This is a genomic window from Cellvibrio sp. ATLC23, assembly GCF_057196725.1.
Genome location: NZ_JBXUOS010000003.1, coordinates 169,158 through 185,096, shown reverse-complemented (window position 1 = coordinate 185,096; position 15,939 = coordinate 169,158). Strand labels below are relative to the sequence as shown.

General features: G+C 51.0%; 13 protein-coding genes and 1 tRNA gene. 11 read left to right on the top strand and 3 right to left on the bottom strand.

Going from position 1 to position 15,939, the window contains the following annotated elements:
* Positions 1-58: 58 nt before the first annotated feature.
* From AC2CG4_RS06390 to AC2CG4_RS06380, 3 genes are all read right to left on the bottom strand, one after another.
* Positions 59-1,093, bottom strand: a complete 1,035-nt coding sequence (locus AC2CG4_RS06390; RefSeq protein ID WP_484485454.1) for an FHA domain-containing protein — start codon at positions 1,091-1,093, stop codon at positions 59-61.
* Positions 1,090-2,505 carry a S1 family peptidase gene (locus AC2CG4_RS06385; RefSeq protein ID WP_484485453.1) on the bottom strand — a complete coding sequence of 472 codons (1,416 nt, stop codon included), beginning with the start codon at positions 2,503-2,505 and terminating at the stop codon, positions 1,090-1,092. The genes AC2CG4_RS06390 and AC2CG4_RS06385 overlap by 4 nt, the downstream gene beginning before the upstream one ends.
* Positions 2,506-2,669: 164 nt before the next feature.
* Positions 2,670-3,395 (bottom strand): double zinc ribbon domain-containing protein, encoded by a 726-nt coding sequence (locus tag AC2CG4_RS06380; RefSeq protein WP_484485452.1) that lies wholly within the window; start codon positions 3,393-3,395, stop codon positions 2,670-2,672.
* 172 nt (positions 3,396-3,567) lie between these two features.
* Between AC2CG4_RS06380 and bioB the strand changes: the two genes are divergently transcribed.
* The 11 genes from bioB to infB all read left to right on the top strand — a co-directional run bounded on the left by bioB (position 3,568) and on the right by infB (position 15,798).
* Complete coding sequence (bioB, locus tag AC2CG4_RS06375) at positions 3,568-4,626, top strand: biotin synthase BioB (protein WP_484485451.1); 1,059 nt, start codon at positions 3,568-3,570, stop codon at positions 4,624-4,626.
* 125 nt (positions 4,627-4,751) lie between these two features.
* A complete protein-coding gene (gene bioF, locus AC2CG4_RS06370) occupies positions 4,752-5,933 on the top strand; it encodes an 8-amino-7-oxononanoate synthase (RefSeq protein ID WP_484485450.1) in 1,182 nt (393 codons plus the stop codon).
* Positions 5,926-7,470 carry a malonyl-ACP O-methyltransferase BioC gene (bioC, locus tag AC2CG4_RS06365; RefSeq protein WP_484485449.1) on the top strand — a complete coding sequence of 515 codons (1,545 nt, stop codon included), beginning with the start codon at positions 5,926-5,928 and terminating at the stop codon, positions 7,468-7,470. Before bioF ends, bioC begins: the two co-directional genes overlap by 8 nt.
* A 14-nt stretch (positions 7,471-7,484) precedes the next feature.
* The gene (gene bioD, locus AC2CG4_RS06360) at positions 7,485-8,180 is read left to right on the top strand and encodes a dethiobiotin synthase (protein WP_484485448.1); all 696 of its coding nucleotides are present in this window, start codon (positions 7,485-7,487) and stop codon (positions 8,178-8,180) included.
* 82 nt (positions 8,181-8,262) lie between these two features.
* The gene (locus tag AC2CG4_RS06355) at positions 8,263-8,901 is read left to right on the top strand and encodes a DUF2459 domain-containing protein (RefSeq protein WP_484485447.1); all 639 of its coding nucleotides are present in this window, start codon (positions 8,263-8,265) and stop codon (positions 8,899-8,901) included.
* 183 nt (positions 8,902-9,084) lie between these two features.
* A complete protein-coding gene (locus AC2CG4_RS06350; protein ID WP_292751800.1) occupies positions 9,085-9,327 on the top strand; it encodes a hypothetical protein in 243 nt (80 codons plus the stop codon).
* A gap of 36 nt (positions 9,328-9,363) precedes the next feature.
* Positions 9,364-10,314 carry a putative metalloprotease CJM1_0395 family protein gene (locus AC2CG4_RS06345; RefSeq protein ID WP_484485446.1) on the top strand — a complete coding sequence of 317 codons (951 nt, stop codon included), beginning with the start codon at positions 9,364-9,366 and terminating at the stop codon, positions 10,312-10,314.
* Positions 10,315-10,510: 196 nt separating this feature from the next.
* Positions 10,511-10,587 (top strand) — tRNA-Met (locus AC2CG4_RS06340).
* Between the two features lie 284 nt (positions 10,588-10,871).
* The gene (rimP, locus tag AC2CG4_RS06335) at positions 10,872-11,369 is read left to right on the top strand and encodes a ribosome maturation factor RimP (protein ID WP_484485445.1); all 498 of its coding nucleotides are present in this window, start codon (positions 10,872-10,874) and stop codon (positions 11,367-11,369) included.
* Between the two features lie 121 nt (positions 11,370-11,490).
* Positions 11,491-12,972, top strand: a complete 1,482-nt coding sequence (gene nusA, locus AC2CG4_RS06330) for a transcription termination factor NusA (RefSeq protein ID WP_292751817.1) — start codon at positions 11,491-11,493, stop codon at positions 12,970-12,972.
* 60 nt (positions 12,973-13,032) lie between these two features.
* Positions 13,033-15,798, top strand: a complete 2,766-nt coding sequence (gene infB / locus AC2CG4_RS06325) for a translation initiation factor IF-2 (protein WP_484485444.1) — start codon at positions 13,033-13,035, stop codon at positions 15,796-15,798.
* The last annotated feature ends 141 nt before the right edge of the window (positions 15,799-15,939 follow it).

The following is a 15,939-nucleotide window of genomic DNA, read 5'->3' as shown; positions in this document are numbered from 1 at the left end:
GTGTCCAACGAATCGGCGCGGGCGATGGAAAAGCCCGCACCTGAATCCTTGTTATAGATCATGGTGTCGCGGCGGAACTTTCCTGTTCTGACCTTGGCTCCTCGGTTTGATTGTTGGTGATGGCATCTTTCTCTGGCCTTTCTTTTTCTGGTTTTTCTTTGCGCTCATCATCAACCTGTTTTTTGAGCGATTGCATATCCGCCATAAATTCTTCCAAGCTGTGATCGCGGCTGAGGCGGACGACAGGGGGATAAATGTGGCTCATATAAAGCTCATCGGACAGATGATTGCTCGCCTGATATTTTTTGGTCATGGTGATGGTGGAACCCAGCAATACCAAGGCAATCAAGATGAGTTTCAAACGCCCCGGGCGTTTGTTGCCAGCGGTGCGCATGTGGAAGTACAGCACCGTTGCGCAAATGACAATGAGTGGATGTGAATTAAAGAGGGTCAAAAATTCCCAGCTCAATGCATAGGCGAGTAGGCCGCTGACATGCTCCCACAGCTCCAGAAAGGCAAGCCCGGCACTGGCAATAAACAAGTGGCGGCCAAAACGCGCATGGCCGGTAAAGAGTTTGCCAAACAGCGCCCACACACCGCTCCAGCCAATGGCAAAACCAAACACGCTCACCAATTCCAGCAGGTATTTGCTCAGCGTGCCTTGATTAAGGTCCGCCAGCCAAGTGCTGGTCAAGCCGGTAACTAGCAGCAAGACCAAACCCGTTAAGGCAGGCAATAACCCCTCCCACTGATGGTTGGTCAAATCAGTCACTTCAGCAGCGACCTGGTAATCGGCGGTGCGAATACGCAAGCGCGTGTGGCCGAGGCGATAGACTTTATCGCCATCCACTACAAAAAAATTCTCATGGGTATTGGTCAGTGTGATGCCATTGTGGCTGCCCAGGTCGGCGATAATTAATTCATCGAGTTGATTCAACTCAATCTGGGCGTGATGTGCAGCCGTGTGTGGATCATCGAGAATAATATCGTTGTCGTAAGCGCGGCCAATGGTGATAGGTAGATGTGTCACCTTGCTGCGATGCAGCACTTCGCCATCGGGGGTTAACTGCTCAACAAAAATGGAGTGGCTCATTGTGCGGCCTCCATAGTGTTGGATTCGTCAGTATCAACATCATCGCTTTGTATCATGTCATCGGGCAGTGGTTTTATTTCATCGTCAGTTTTGCTTGAGCGATCAATGCCTTGCAAAAATTGGCTGATTAACTTCATCCCGTTGCTGTAGGAAACGCCCTGAATATTGATCATGCTTTGTAAACTTTTATAGCTGTCGTCGGTGCTTGCGGTGATCAAGGTGAAATCGTACAGCTCTTTAAATTTGTGATAAGCCTCGGCGCAGACCAGCGCGCGCAGTGAAATATTATTGTGTTTAATAAAGTCTTCAGTACAGGCAGCGGGAGTGATGGTTTCACTTTTTGCGGTGCTGTACACCTGATCGTCAAACATATTGCTGGCGAGTTGGGCAAATTGCATAGCGTTGAGTTTTTTGTTGTGTGCGTATTTGTGATGCATGCTGATGTGACCGGTTTGCAATTCACCTGACACAAAAATCGCCGACTCCATCGAGCAATTAATTCTGGCGATGGTATAAGCCTTTTTGGCCGAGCTATCGGTATTGCCCCAGCAGCGCACCTGATCGGATTCGCGCACCGGAACGCGGTAGGGGCCCAAATCTTTAATGCTGAATGGCTTCTCCAATAATTTATCCACCATCACCGCTTGGTGTTCGAGCAATTGTTCGCCAATGACGGGTTTGAAATCGGCCGGCGCTTTCATCTCGCTGGTGACTCGCGCCAGTAACGCTTGCACATAGCGCACCGGCACTAAAAAACTGACTAATTCGCCATCGCGGCGGTGCGCAACATTAACTCCCGCGACCTGGCCATCGGCCGTCACATTGGGGCCGCCGCTCATGCCGGCGTTGACTGGGCCAGTAAACATCAATTGATCGGAAAAACCGCGTGCGCTGATCCCGTTATAAGTCCCCTCGGAGATGGTAAAACCCAAATCGAGTGGATTGCCGAGAGAATATAAATGCTGCCCCTGATTTAATTTCACCAGCGCGGGTTGTTCGGTGCCAGCGGGTGCATGGGGCACTTTGAAAAAGCCGCTGCCATTGCGTGCGATCCGCACAATTGCCAAGTCGTGCAGTACATCCACGGCGAGCAATTCAATCGCACCGCTGGCGCCGCTGGTGTCTTTGTATTCGCCAAAATAGGTTTCCGGTTCCAGCGCAATTTGCGAGACCACATGGAAATTAGTCACCACCAAGTTGGAGTTGCCGATTAAAAACCCCGAGCCTACCGACGACTGGCTATTGCCGTTTTTCAGCAATACGCGCAGCTGCAACAAGTCTTGTTGCGCCGAGGCATAAAGTTGCTGGGCGGCGGACGATGGCAATGGCGGGGTGGTTTCGGCCAGCGCGGGCAGGCTCAAGCTGACGGCTAAAGCAAGGGCGCGGGTCAGCGCTCGATAGGGAAAACTCATGTAAATCCTTGTGGCTATTAACGATAAAAGTAACGGGCTAAGCGAAAAAGAATAGTAGCGGCTATTACATGCTTGAGGTAGCAAGATTTGTTATCAATACGCGAATGTTGCGCCGCTTATAGCGAATACGGGTGTGTAGTTGATCTGGTTCAATAAACCCAACCTTAATGGTCTGGTGTACGCGCCAGCGCCCAAATATCCACCCGTTGGGCGCCCGCTTTGAGCAAAAGTTCACTCAGTGTGCGTGTTGTGGCCGTGGTGGTGACCACATCATCAATCAGCGCAATATGAGCATTGGCGATTTTTAGGCGATAACCCGGCTTGATACTGAAAGATTCGCGCAAATTTTTTAATCGCTCAGCGCGGCTTAGGCCTTTTTGTGAATGGTGATAATGGGTTTGCTGGCAGGCCGATACCACCGGAAGCGCCAATTGTTCACCCACCCAATAGGCCATCAGCTCACTCTGGTTAAACCCTCGCTGCCAGCGTTTGCGCCAGTAGCTGGGCACGGGCAATAAAAAATCAGGGCGCTCGCTGTGCTGGCAGGTATCGGCTAAGAGTCGCGCAAGCAATTTGCCGCTGCTCAATTGGCGCCGGTACTTAAATTGATGGATGAGATGATCCAGCGGATGAATGTAACTAAAGGCAATGCTCGATTGCTTAAATGCGGGTGGTTTGCGCAGGCACTTGCCGCACAGGGTGGCATTGCTGCTCAGTGGCAGTGCGCAGCAGTTGCATAAATACGGTTCATGGCTGAGGCGCGGCAGGGCTGCATCGCACTCGGGGCAGAGCAATCGGTAGTTGGGGTTGGCCAAGCCGCACAGCAGGCAAGGGGCGGGTAGAAGTTGATCGACCAGTTTGGTGGTAGCTGAAGCGATGAAATGCAGCATAAAAATCCCTGTTGGCAATAATCCTTGTGGGCGCATTTTCGATATTGCCAGCGGTTTTGTCAAAATCGAGTAGTAAACCTCATTCTGTCTTTTAGGTTGACAGCTTTTTTGGCTCGGTTAAGATGCGGCATAGCCCAAAAACTCTTGTCCAGAATGACCACGGAATGCCTTTATGAATGCCAGCTTTGCTCCAAGTGTTAGACACGATTGGACCCGCGCCGAAATTACCGCCCTGTTTGCCCTGCCATTTAGCGACCTGATGTTTCAGGCGCAAAGTGTGCATCGCGCCCATTTCAACCCGAATGAAGTGCAAGTCAGTACACTCTGCTCGATCAAAACCGGCGCCTGCCCGGAAGACTGTGCCTACTGCCCGCAATCGGCGCGTTACGACACCGGCCTTGAGCGCGAAAAGCTGATGGCGGTAGAAAAAGTCATCGAGGAAGCCAAAGCTGCCAAAGCCTCGGGCGCAACTCGATTCTGCATGGGTGCCGCCTGGCGCTCGCCGAAAAACAAAGACATGCCTTACGTGACCACCATGGTGCAGGGCGTAAAAGCGCTGGGTCTGGAAACCTGTATGACGCTGGGTATGCTGGACGAGTCGCAAGCGCAAGAATTGGCTGATGCCGGTTTGGATTACTACAACCACAATCTGGATACCTCGCCCGAATACTACGGCGAAATTATCACCACCCGCACCTATCAAGATCGCCTGCAAACCCTCGACAATGTGCGCAAAGCGGGTATGAAAGTCTGCTGCGGCGGTATCGTTGGTATGGGCGAAGAGGAAAATGATCGCGCCGGTTTGCTGCAACAGTTGGCCAATATGCCCGAGCACCCCGAGTCTGTGCCGATTAATATGCTGGTTAAAGTGGATGGCACACCATTAGAAAATGAAGCCGATCTCGATCCGTTTGATTTTATCCGCACTATCGCCGTTGCCCGTATTTTGATGCCGCAATCCCATGTGCGTTTATCGGCTGGCCGCGAGCAAATGAATGAGCAAACCCAAGCGATGGCATTCCTCGCTGGTGCCAACTCGATTTTCTACGGCGAAAAATTGCTGACCACGCCCAACCCAGAAGCTAACAAAGATATGCAATTGTTCAGCAAGCTCGGCATCAAACCCGAAGCTTACGAAGTGCATGAAGATGAAAGCGAACAGGAAGCTGCAATCGTCCATCAGCTGCAAGAAGCCAAGTTGGATGAGTTTTTCTACAACGCGGCGAAGTAAAGCTGCAAAAAAATGTTGTTATGAATTCGTAGGGTGGGTGGAGCCTAAGCGATATCCACCACATCTGCGTTCGAATTTGATGGGTATCGCCTTGCGGCTCCACCCATCCTACGTGTGCTGCACTCATGTCCTCTCATCTCGATCAAACTCTCGCTCCCGCTCTTGCCGAACGCCGCGCTGCGCATTTGTATCGCACGCGCAAATTATTGCAGTCGCCGCAAACGCCCGAAGTGGTTGTGGATGGAAAAAACTATCTCGCCTTTTGCAGCAATGATTATTTAGGCCTAGCCAATCACCCCGATGTCATTGCCGCGCTACAAAAATCCGCAACCACATTTGGTGTCGGCAGTGGTGCTTCGCATCTAGTCGCTGGGCATTCCAGTGAGCACCACGCGCTGGAAGAAGAGTTGGCGGCATTTACCGGGCGCGGGCGCGCGCTGTTATTTTCCACCGGTTATATGGCCAATATGGGTGCGATTACCGCCTTGGTCGGGCAGGGCGATGCGGTATTGGAAGACCGATTAAATCACGCCAGTTTGCTCGATGCAGGTTTATTAAGCGGCGCGCGTTTCCAGCGTTTTTTGCACAATGATCTGGCTAGCCTGCAAAGCCGTTTAGAAAAAACCGAAGCCGCAAGAAAATTAATTGTGGTCGATGGTGTGTTCAGCATGGACGGCGACTGTGCGCCCTTGCCTGAACTCGCCGCACTTGCGCAAAAAAATAATGCCTGGTTGATGGTGGATGACGCCCACGGCTTTGGTTGCTTGGGAAAAACCGGCGCCGGTTGCGCAGAACACTTTGGTTTAAACCAAGAGCAGTTGCCGATTTTAATGGGCACCCTTGGCAAAGCCGCCGGTAGCTTCGGTGCTTTTATCGCAGGCAGTGAAACCCTGATCGAAACCCTTATCCAATTTGCTCGGCCTTATATTTACACCACAGCCATGCCGCCTGCAGTGGCGGCGGCAACACGGGCGAGTTTGCGTTTGATACAAACGGAGCAGTGGCGCCGTGAACATCTCAATACACTTATCGCACATTTTCGCGCTGGCGTTCAGGCGCTCAATTTGCAATTAATGGATTCCTTTTCGCCGATCCAGCCGATAGTGATTGGCGATGAAGCGCGCGCTTTATCGATTTCGCAAAAATTAGCCGAGCGCGGCATTTTAATTATTGCGATTCGCCCGCCCACCGTTCCGGTTGGCAGCTCCCGTTTGCGTATTACTTTTTCCGCACAACACACCATTGAACAAGTTGACCAATTATTGTTGGCACTTGCTGACATCATGGGCGAGGTTGCGCATGATTAATCTGGTGTTAATTCACGGCTGGGGTTGCGATAGCCGCACTTGGCAGCCGCTGTTGGAACCTCTGCAAAAAATAGCGGCGTTGACGCTCATTGATTTACCCGGTTTTGGTGAAAGCGAACCTCTGCCAGAATTTTCACTCGACGCATTGCTCGATAAGGTCGCGGCGCAACTACCGGAAAACGCCGTGGTTATGGGCTGGTCGCTGGGCGGCATGCTTGCGGTGCAATTGGCGGCGCGTTTTCCCGAGCGCATTCGCGGCCTGATTACGCTTGCGGCTAACGTAAAGTTTGTCACGGCGCCGGATTACCCTGCAGCCATGGCGCGCGCCACCAATCGTCAATTTAACCAAGGTTTTGCTCAAGACCCGCAGGCGACGTTGAAATTATTCAGCGGCTTATTAGCACAGGGTGATGCCGAAGAGCGCAGCCTATTAAAACAATTGCGCCGCAGCGATGCCGGCCCAGTGACCGACAATTGGCTGCAAGCTTTGCAGTTGTTATCGGTGTTGGATAACCGCGAGCTATTTGCACAACTCGTTCAGCCAGGTTTGCATTTGTTGGCCGAAAAAGATGCGTTAGTGCCGGTGGCCGCTGCGGAGTTAATGGCGCAGCTGAATCCCCAGCAGCAGATTCAAATCGTAAAAAATAGCGCCCATGCTTTGCACTGGAGTCAGCCGCAAGTGGTGGTCGATGCGGTCGCGCATTTTGTAAAAGAGCAAATCGTTAAAACACTAGACCTGGATAAAAAAAAGGTGGCGCAATCCTTTAGTCGCGCTGCAGCTACTTACGATTCGGTCGCGCAATTGCAGCGCGATATAGGCACAGAGTTAATGGTGCAGTTGCCATCTGATTTTCCCGCTCATACCTCTGCACAAAAAGTGATTTTGGATCTGGGTTCTGGCACCGGATTTTTTACTCGACAATTGGCGCAGCAATATGGCGATGCGCAGGTTATAGGTTTAGATATAGCTCAAGGCATGTTGCATTACGCGGCGGCGCAGCATGCAAAAATCAATTGGCTGTGTGCAGATGCCGAGGTGTTGCCGCTGGCGGACAATAGCGTCGACCTTATTTTCTCCAGCCTCGCCATTCAGTGGTGTAATGATTTGCCACAGTTGCTGAGTGAGTTGGCGCGGGTGTTGAAACCCGGCGGCCAATTGCATATAGCCACGCTCGGCCCCAACACCTTGCACGAATTAAAATCCGCATGGCAAAAAGTGGACAGTTATGTGCACGTGAATCGCTTCCAGTCAGCGCAGGATTTAACGGCGGCAACCGAGGCGGCGAATTTATTTGTGGCTCAATTAAAGCAGGAAAATCGCAGCCTTTATTATGAGCGATTGAGTGAATTAACCCGTGAGCTTAAAGCCTTGGGTGCGCACAATATCAATGCGGGTAAACCAGAAGGTTTAACCGGGCGGGCACGTTTGCTTGCGTTTAAAAATGCTTACGAAGTGTTTCGCAATCCGCAAGGCTTGCCCGCAACCTACGATGTTATCTATTTAACTGCATCTAAACTTAACGACACACACAATTAACGGCATCCAGAACCATGGCTAGAAAAACTTTTTTTATCGCAGGTACGGATACTGATGTTGGCAAAACTTTAGTGGCGGCAGGATTATTAGTCGCGGCAAAACGGCACGGTTTAAGTACCGCTGCATTAAAACCGCTTGCAGCCGGTTGCGAAAAAACCGATGCCGGTTTGCGCAATGCTGATGCCTTGTTGTTGCAGTCGGTAATCACCGAACCCTTGGTTTATGAACAAATAAATCCTATCGCCTTGGTATCGGCCATAGCGCCACATATTGCAGCGCAACAAGAGATGCGAATTTTATCGGCGGATCGCATCGCCGGTTTTTGTCGCGGCAGTTTGAATCAGGCAGACTTCACCTTGGTTGAAGGTGCGGGCGGTTGGCGCGTACCGTTAAATCCACAAGAGACAGTGGCCGATGTAGTAAAAATTTTGCGCCTGCCGGTAATTTTAGTGGTGGGGGTGCGTTTGGGTTGTATCAATCATGCGCTCTTAACGGTAGAGGCAATTCGCAATGACGGTTTGCAATTGGCGGGCTGGGTGGCCAATTGTATCGATGCGGATATGCCGGTATTGCAGGAAAATATTCACAGCCTGGCCGCGCGTATTCCCGCACCTTGTTTGGGGGTTGTGCCTTGGTTGGATGATGCTGCGCCGGAAGTAGTCGCCAGTGCACTTGATGCCGGAGTGCTGGCGCAGTTGTTTTCAGCGTGAAGATTCAATAAGCATGTGCGCCTTGTTGCGGAATTTTACAGTCTGGTTTTTTGCCCTATGTGCGCTTGCGGGCTGCAGCTCTATGCCAGCAAAACAAAAAATTCCCAGTGTTAATACCGAGCACATCATTTATTTTATTTACCGCGATTGGCACACGAGCATTTTAATTGATGCAAAAACGGTCGCGCGCCACAGCCGTTATTTGCAGCAAGAGGCTGCCAGCCAGCGTTTTGTTCGTATCGGCTGGGGCGATGGCAATTACTTCACCGGCAAAAGTAAAACCTTTGGTTCTGCGACTAAAGCGCTAATTGCATCGAGCCATTCGGCGCTGCAGGTGATTGCTTATGCTCAGCCACCTTTCACTTCCATTCCCCCTGAAACCCGCGTGCCCATCGCCATAACCGACAAGGGGATGCGCACATTGATTCGCTATTTGGATAAATCGTTTGCGTTAGATGACTCCGGCCGCGTGATTCCGCTGCGGGCTTATGTAACGGATGCGGGACATTTTTATCAGGCCAGCGGCCATTACAGTTTGTTTAGCAACTGCAACACATGGAGTGGGCGGGCATTGCAAGCAGCGCAGCTGCCGGTGCGCAGCCGCTTGCAGTTAACGGCCCAAAGTGTGTTTGAGCAGGCAAAAGCCATATCGAAGTATCAGCAAAGCTTGGGCCTGTTTGCTGCAGTCAAAGAAAAAACGAATAACCCTGTGTTGGAATAATCAGGGGTTATAGTAAAGCGCTTTTTACATCAAACTCGTCTTAAAAGGCGCCTCATTAGCGGCAATATCGCCTGTTTTTTGGTCGTTTCCCGGCGTAGACTATTACATAGTGTCGGGGAAATGTTTTTATGCTGTTTCCTTTCTCAATTTCATTCTTGATAGCCAACAAAAGAGGGCAAGCTGATGGACGTAGGTTCGGTAGTCAATCAGGGTCTGATTGGTATGCAAAAAAGCCAGTCATCGATGCTGCAATCGGCACAGCAAATCGCGCAAGCGGGCACCACCCAGCGCGACAATCCTCAAGCAAATGATGTTGCTGAGCCGCTGATTAATATCAAAGCGCAGAGCCAGGTGTTTGATAGCTCTGCCAAAGTGGTTCAGGCCGCCAATGAAACAATAGGCACTCTATTAGACGTCAAGGCTTAATGGTGCCGCGTTTTTGGGTTCTGTGAGGTGATTTGAGTGATCAATAACATTCCGTCTAGCTTCGCCAATACCGTAGCGCCGTTTGCGCCTATGGGACGTGCGCCTGTTGGTCAGGAAACTACCGATCTTAAATCGTCCAGCTTTCGCCCCGCTGAGCAATCCGCTGAGTCAGGGCGCGGGCAGAATCGCCGCTTTCCCGATGAGCGCCCCAATGATGATGTTGAGCGCGATCGTGTTGAGCGCGGCGCACAGGGGCGAGAGCCTGTTGTCCAGAGTGGCGATCAGGCAGCGCAGGGGGCGACAGCAAATCGTCGTGCTGAACAAGAGCGACAACAGGCCGAGCGCGAACAAATACAGACACTGGCGGCACGCGACCGCGAAGTGCGTGCTCATGAACAGGCCCATGCGGCTGTCGCCGGGCAATATGGCAGCAGCCCTACCTATTCGTTTGTGCGTGGCCCCGATGGTGTGAGTTACGCCGTGGGCGGTGAGGTCAAAATTGATACATCCCCCATCCCCGGTGATCCGGAAGCAACCTTGCGTAAGGCACAACAATTGCGTCGGGCTGCCAATGCTCCTGCTGAGCCTTCCGCGCAGGATGGTCGTGTGGCGGCATTGGCTGCTCAAATGGAGCTTCAAGCGCGAGCTGAGCTGCGCGAAGAGCAGGCAATAGAAGCAGAAGGTCGTCGCGACGGGGTGGATTCGGCGCAGCAGGATCAAGCTGCTGAAGCAGATAAGCCCGCTGACGTGCGTGCGCAAGATAATACTGAAAGCGAAAAGCAGCGTTTAGCCGAGGAAGAGGCGCGCCTACAGGCAGATCAAGAGCGCTTTGAGGCTGAGCAGCGCCTGCTGGATCAGCGTCAGGCGCGCGCGGAGTTTTTTAATGAAGGCACTAAGCGCAATATCGATCTCAATCGTCGCCTGATAGAGATTGGTGTATTTAATTCAGGTGCCGAGATCGGCAGTTTTTTAAATAGAACTGTGTGACTGTTAATTTAATTGTCATAACCGGCTGTTAAATTTCAATTTGCGGGCGCAGTTGTTGTGCAATTGATCTTATCGTTCAGTAATGCATCTGAATCGGTTTTTGTTGTACTTGAGTATATATTTTCCTTGACCGCGCGCCCGAGTCTCCCTATAATTCGCGGCCTCACTTGAGCGGTTAGCAAATGTGAGTTTCAGTCGCGGGGTGGAGCAGTTTGGTAGCTCGTCGGGCTCATAACCCGAAGGTCGTAGGTTCAAATCCTGCCCCCGCAACCAAAAATTCTTTGCTTCTTGTTGGTTTGATAAACAAGAAACAGGTGGAGATAAAGGGATTTCCCGGCTCTCGCCAGACCAAGAAGTATTGAATTTGCTTTTGTGTAAAGCAAGTTCAAGTCGAGAAGCCCCTTTTTGGGGCTTTTTTGTATTTGTTGTTTGCGGGCATCGTCCCCACCATGCAGGCCTGTGTGGTGAAAGCAGTAAACGTTTGAATGGGCCTTGTGCCCATTTTTGTTTTTTGGGCTCTTGTATTTTGCAGAGCTGGTTTGAATCCGGATTAAAGCATGGCTTCCAAGCAAGAATTGTTAGAGCAAATGGTATCCCCTGTCGCCGCCGCCTTGGGTTGTGAGCTGTGGGGGTTGGAGTATTTGACGCAAGGGCGTTACACCACGGTGCGCATTTTTATTGATGGCCCTAATGGTGTGTCGCTGGATGACTGCGAGCGCGTAAGTCGTCAAGTGAGCAGTGTGTTTGATGTGGAAGATCCGATTGATGGCGAATACACGCTTGAAGTCTCATCACCCGGTATGGATCGCCCTCTGTATAAAGAGGCGCAGTATGTGCGCTATGTGGGTGAAACTATCAGTGTGCGTTTACGTATCGCACGCGATGGTCGCCGTCGTTTTAAAGGCGTTATCACCAAAGTTGAAAGCGGCGATGTGTTTTTGCAAGTAGATAATAAGGAAGTACAGATCGCGATTGATGTAATTGATAAAGCAAATGTAGAGCCGCGTTACGAGGATTTAATGCGCGAACATAATCTGTCTAACGATAAAGAGTAGTTGGCAGCAGAATATAAATGAACTGTCTGTTTGCGACAAATTGCGTAAATAGACGGTGTGGGAAATGTAAATATCTGGTGTGTGCATGGCACTGGCTTGAGGAGTTAACAGAGGCAAACCAATGAACAAAGAAATTTTGCTGGTCGCTGATGCGGTATCCAATGAGAAGGGCGTTGATAAGGAATTAATTTTCCAGGCAATTGAAATTGCACTCGCGACTGCCACTAAAAAACGTTTCGATGAAGATTCAACCATTGAGGTTATTATCAATCGCGTCACTGGCGATTATGAAACTTTCCGCAGCTGGGAATTGGTTGCCGATGACACTATGGCAGAGTTAGGCACTCAGCTTTATTTGGATGAAGCGCGCGATAAAGATGCGTCACTTGTTGTGGGTGATACTTACCGCGAAAAAATTGATAACGCAGAATTTGGTCGTATTGCTGCGCAAACTGCCAAGCAAGTGATCGTGCAAAAAGTGCGTGAAGCTGAGCGTGCGCAAATGGTTGATGAGTACCGTGATCGCATGGGTGATCTTATCAGCGGTACCGTGAAAAAAGTAACACGCGATAGCATCATTGTGGATTTGGGCAATAACGCTGAAGGTGTTTTGCCGCGCGATCAATTAATTGGCCGCGAAATTTTCCGCATGGGCGATCGTATTCGTGCGCTGTTGTTAGAAGTGCGTTCAGAAGCGCGCGGTCCACAATTATTGTTGAGCCGTTCGAATCCACAAATGTTGGTTGAGTTGTTCAAAATTGAAGTGCCAGAAATTGCTGAAGAAGTGATTGAAATTAAAGGCGCTGCGCGCGACCCAGGTCTGCGTGCAAAAATTGCGGTTAAAACTAACGACGGCCGTATCGATCCAGTAGGTGCCTGTGTGGGTATGCGCGGTTCGCGTGTGCAAGCGGTGTCCAATGAGTTGGGTGGCGAGCGTGTTGATATCGTGTTGTGGGATGATAATCCAGCGCAATTTGTTATCAATGCTATGTCACCTGCTGAAATTGAATCGATTGTGGTTGATGAAGATGCAGGTTCAATGGACTTGGCTGTTAACGAAGAAAATTTGGCAATGGCAATTGGTCGCGGTGGTCAAAATGTGCGTCTTGCATGTGAATTGACTGGCTGGAATATCAATGTCATGAGTATTGCTGAATGGCAATCAAAACAAGAAGCGGAATCTGGCAGCTACATCAATATGTTTATGAGTGCGCTGGATGTCGATGAAGACATTGCTGGCGTATTAGTAGAAGAAGGTTTCACTACGCTTGAAGAGGTTGCTTACGTTCCGCTGGAAGAAATGCTGGCAATCGATGGTTTTGATGAAACGATTGCTGAAGAATTGCGTGCGCGTGCGAAAGATGCACTCTTGACGCAAGCACTGGCAACAGAAGAACGCATTGAAGGTGTTGCACCAGCAGAGGATTTGCTGGCGATGGAAGGTATGGATGATGCATTAGCCGCAAACCTTGCGCGCCGCGGCATTGTCAGCATGGAAGATTTAGCTGAACAATCGATAGATGAATTGTTGGAAATTGAAGGTGTTGACGCGACTCGTGCCGCCGCACTGATTATGAAAGCGCGCGAGCCCTGGTTTGCCTGAGTGTGAGCCACTCTAGTGAGCGAAACCCTGTAGGCAACGAACAATCCCTGAGGAAGAACAATGGCAGAAGTAACCGTTAATGAACTCGCCAAATCAATAGGCGCACCGGTCGAGCGTTTGCTTAAGCAAATGAGCGAAGCTGGTTTGCAGCACAAAAGTGCCGAGGCGAAAGTTTCTGACGATGAGAAGCAGCGCTTGCTCAATTTTTTGAAGAGCAGTCATGGCGAAGCCGCGCTGGAACCTAAAAAAATCACTTTGCAGCGTAAAACCACCACGACCATTAAAACCGGTACGGGTAATGCACGTAAAACGGTAAATGTTGAGGTGCGTAAAAAACGCACCTACGTTAAACGTGAGGACGAAGTGGGCGAATCCGTCGTTGCAGAGCAAGAGCCCGATTTTGAGCCGGAAGTTGAAGTGACTGCAGAGCCGGTAGTTGCTGAAGTCGCTCCTGCGCCCGAGCCTGTCGTAGAAGCTGCGCCAGAAGTTGAAGCGGCGGTGGAAGAGGTTGCTGTTGATACGCCTGCTGCTGAAGTGCCTTCCCACCGCATTTCCTTCACCGATGGTATCGAAGAGAAGCGCCGCGCAGCGATTGAGCGCCGTCAAGCCGAAGAGGCTGCGCGTCTTGCTGAAGTTAAAGCGCGTGAAGAGGCCAAGCGTGCTGCTGAAGAGGCGAAACGCAATCCAGTGCGTGCAGATAATGCTGCGGAAAAACCTGCTGGACAAGCGCCAGCAAAAACAGCCCGTCCTGATGGCCGTGGCCCAGCCAAAGGTAAGCCTGCAGTTGCTGTTATTGCACCGCCGGCAGACAAAGAAGATACCAAGCACAGCCATAACCACAAGAAAACCCATAAGCGCGATGACGATGATAGCGATGACTCCGAGCGCAACAAGCGCGGAGCGGGCAAGGCGATCAAAAAAGGCGCGCCAGGCTCCAAGAAAGCTCCCAAGGTCGACTTGTTGGACTTTGTTGCTGAAGATGGCGAAGACAGCGATGTATTAGCGCGCCGCAGCCATTTGCGTGCGAGTCACAAAAAGCACAATAAACACGCCTTTAAAAAGCCAACCACCAAAATTGTTCATGAAGTGAATGTGCCGGAAACCATTGCGGTAGCAGAGTTGGCGCAGCGCCTCACCGTTAAAGTGGGCGAAGTGATCAAACGCTTGATGAAGATGGGTGTAATGGCGTCGATGAACGAATCTATCGATCAGGACACTGCGGTGCTGTTGGTTGAAGAGATGGGGCATCAGGCTGTATTGGTTAGCGAAAACGATATCGAACATGCGTTGGAAAAATCACTCGAAACTGAGGGTGATCTGGTACAGCGTGCACCGGTTGTTACCGTAATGGGGCACGTTGACCACGGTAAAACCTCGCTGCTCGATTACATCCGCGAAGCAAAAGTGGCCGCTGGCGAAGCCGGTGGTATTACCCAGCATATCGGTGCTTATCGTGTGCCGACTTCACGTGGTGAGATTACCTTCCTCGACACCCCTGGTCACGCCGCATTTACCGCTATGCGTGCCCGTGGTGCCAAGGCAACTGACGTGGTGATTCTGGTGGTGGCAGCGGATGATGGTGTAATGCCTCAAACTGAAGAAGCCATCCTCCATGCGCGTGCGGCTAATGTGCCTATCGTGGTGGCGATCAATAAGTGCGACAAGCATTCTGCCGATCCAGATCGTGTGACTAATGAATTGGTCGTAAAAGGTGTTATTCCCGAAAATTACGGTGGTGATACCCAATTTATTCAAGTATCTGCCCATACCGGTCAAGGTATTGATGAGTTGCTTGAAGCTATCTCATTGCAAGCCGAAGTCTTGGAATTGCATGCTGTGCCAAGTGCGGCAGCTAAGGGCGTTGTGATTGAGGCGCGTGTCGATAAGGGGCGCGGTACTGTTGCCACTGTGTTGGTGCAACAAGGCACCTTGAAGCAGGGCGATTTGATTCTCGCCGGCCAAAGCTATGGTCGTGTGCGCGCCATGATGAACGAGCGCGGTCAACAAGTGACTGAAGCGGGTCCATCTACCCCGGTTGAGATTCTTGGCTTGGATACTCCGCCAAGCGCTGGTGATGATTTTGTGGTGTTGACTGACGAGCGTAAAGCGCGCGAAGTTGCCCAGTTCCGTGCCGAGAAAGAGCGCAAAGAGAAATTGGCGCGCTTCCAGGCATCTAAACTGGAGAATATGTTCTCCAACATGGAAGCTGGCCAGAAGAAAAATCTTACCGTGGTGGTTAAAGCCGATGTACGCGGTTCACTCGAAGCGATTATTGCCTCACTCGGCGACCTCGGTAACGAAGAAGTGCAGGTGAACATTATCTCTTCCGGTATCGGCGGTATTACCGAGAATGATGTGAATCTGGCGATTACGTCTGGTGCAATCATTGTTGGCTTTAACGTGCGCGCCGATGGCACTACCCGTCGTATGGCGGAAGCGGAAGGCGTGGATATTCGCTACTACAGCATCATTTACCAACTGCTCGATGAAGTAAAAGCGGCACTGAGCGGCATGCTGGATCCAGAGCGTGTTGAGACAATCGTTGGTATCGCCAATGTGCGTGAAGTGTTCAATTCGCCGAAGTTCGGCCAGGTTGCTGGTTGTATGGTGATAGAAGGTACTGTATCGCGCAATAAGCCGATCCGTGTACTGCGCGATAACGTGGTGATCTTCACTGGTGAGCTTGAATCTCTGCGTCGCTTTAAAGATGACGTTAACGAAGTGCGCAACGGTATTGAATGTGGTATCGGTGTGAAGAACTACGACGTTAAAGTGGGCGATCAGATCGAAGTTTACGAAGTTAAAGAGGTTGCGCGCCAGCTTTAAGCCGGTTGCAACACCTGTGCCCCACTCCTGTCATGGGAGTGGGGCTTTGTTATTTTTGACCCCTCCCCAACCCTCCCCTTCAAAACGGGAGGGAGTGAAAGCTCCTCCCCCTGCCAAGGGGGAGGCTGGGAGGGGGTAATT

Excerpts from the sequence above, each read along its gene's own strand:
- rimP (WP_484485445.1), top strand. The coding sequence starts at position 10,872 with ATGGCTTCCAAGCAAGAATTGTTAGAGCAAATGGTATCCCCTGTCGCC.
- AC2CG4_RS06350 (WP_292751800.1), top strand. The coding sequence starts at position 9,085 with ATGGACGTAGGTTCGGTAGTCAATCAGGGTCTGATTGGTATGCAAAAA.
- bioD (WP_484485448.1), top strand. The coding sequence starts at position 7,485 with ATGGCTAGAAAAACTTTTTTTATCGCAGGTACGGATACTGATGTTGGC.
- bioB (WP_484485451.1), top strand. The coding sequence starts at position 3,568 with ATGAATGCCAGCTTTGCTCCAAGTGTTAGACACGATTGGACCCGCGCC.
- bioF (WP_484485450.1), top strand. The coding sequence starts at position 4,752 with ATGTCCTCTCATCTCGATCAAACTCTCGCTCCCGCTCTTGCCGAACGC.
- infB (WP_484485444.1), top strand. The coding sequence starts at position 13,033 with ATGGCAGAAGTAACCGTTAATGAACTCGCCAAATCAATAGGCGCACCG.
- AC2CG4_RS06355 (WP_484485447.1), top strand. The coding sequence starts at position 8,263 with ATGCCAGCAAAACAAAAAATTCCCAGTGTTAATACCGAGCACATCATT.
- AC2CG4_RS06390 (WP_484485454.1), bottom strand. The coding sequence starts at position 1,093 with ATGAGCCACTCCATTTTTGTTGAGCAGTTAACCCCCGATGGCGAAGTG.
- AC2CG4_RS06380 (WP_484485452.1), bottom strand. The coding sequence starts at position 3,395 with ATGCTGCATTTCATCGCTTCAGCTACCACCAAACTGGTCGATCAACTT.
- bioC (WP_484485449.1), top strand. The coding sequence starts at position 5,926 with ATGATTAATCTGGTGTTAATTCACGGCTGGGGTTGCGATAGCCGCACT.
- nusA (WP_292751817.1), top strand. The coding sequence starts at position 11,491 with ATGAACAAAGAAATTTTGCTGGTCGCTGATGCGGTATCCAATGAGAAG.
- AC2CG4_RS06385 (WP_484485453.1), bottom strand. The coding sequence starts at position 2,505 with ATGAGTTTTCCCTATCGAGCGCTGACCCGCGCCCTTGCTTTAGCCGTC.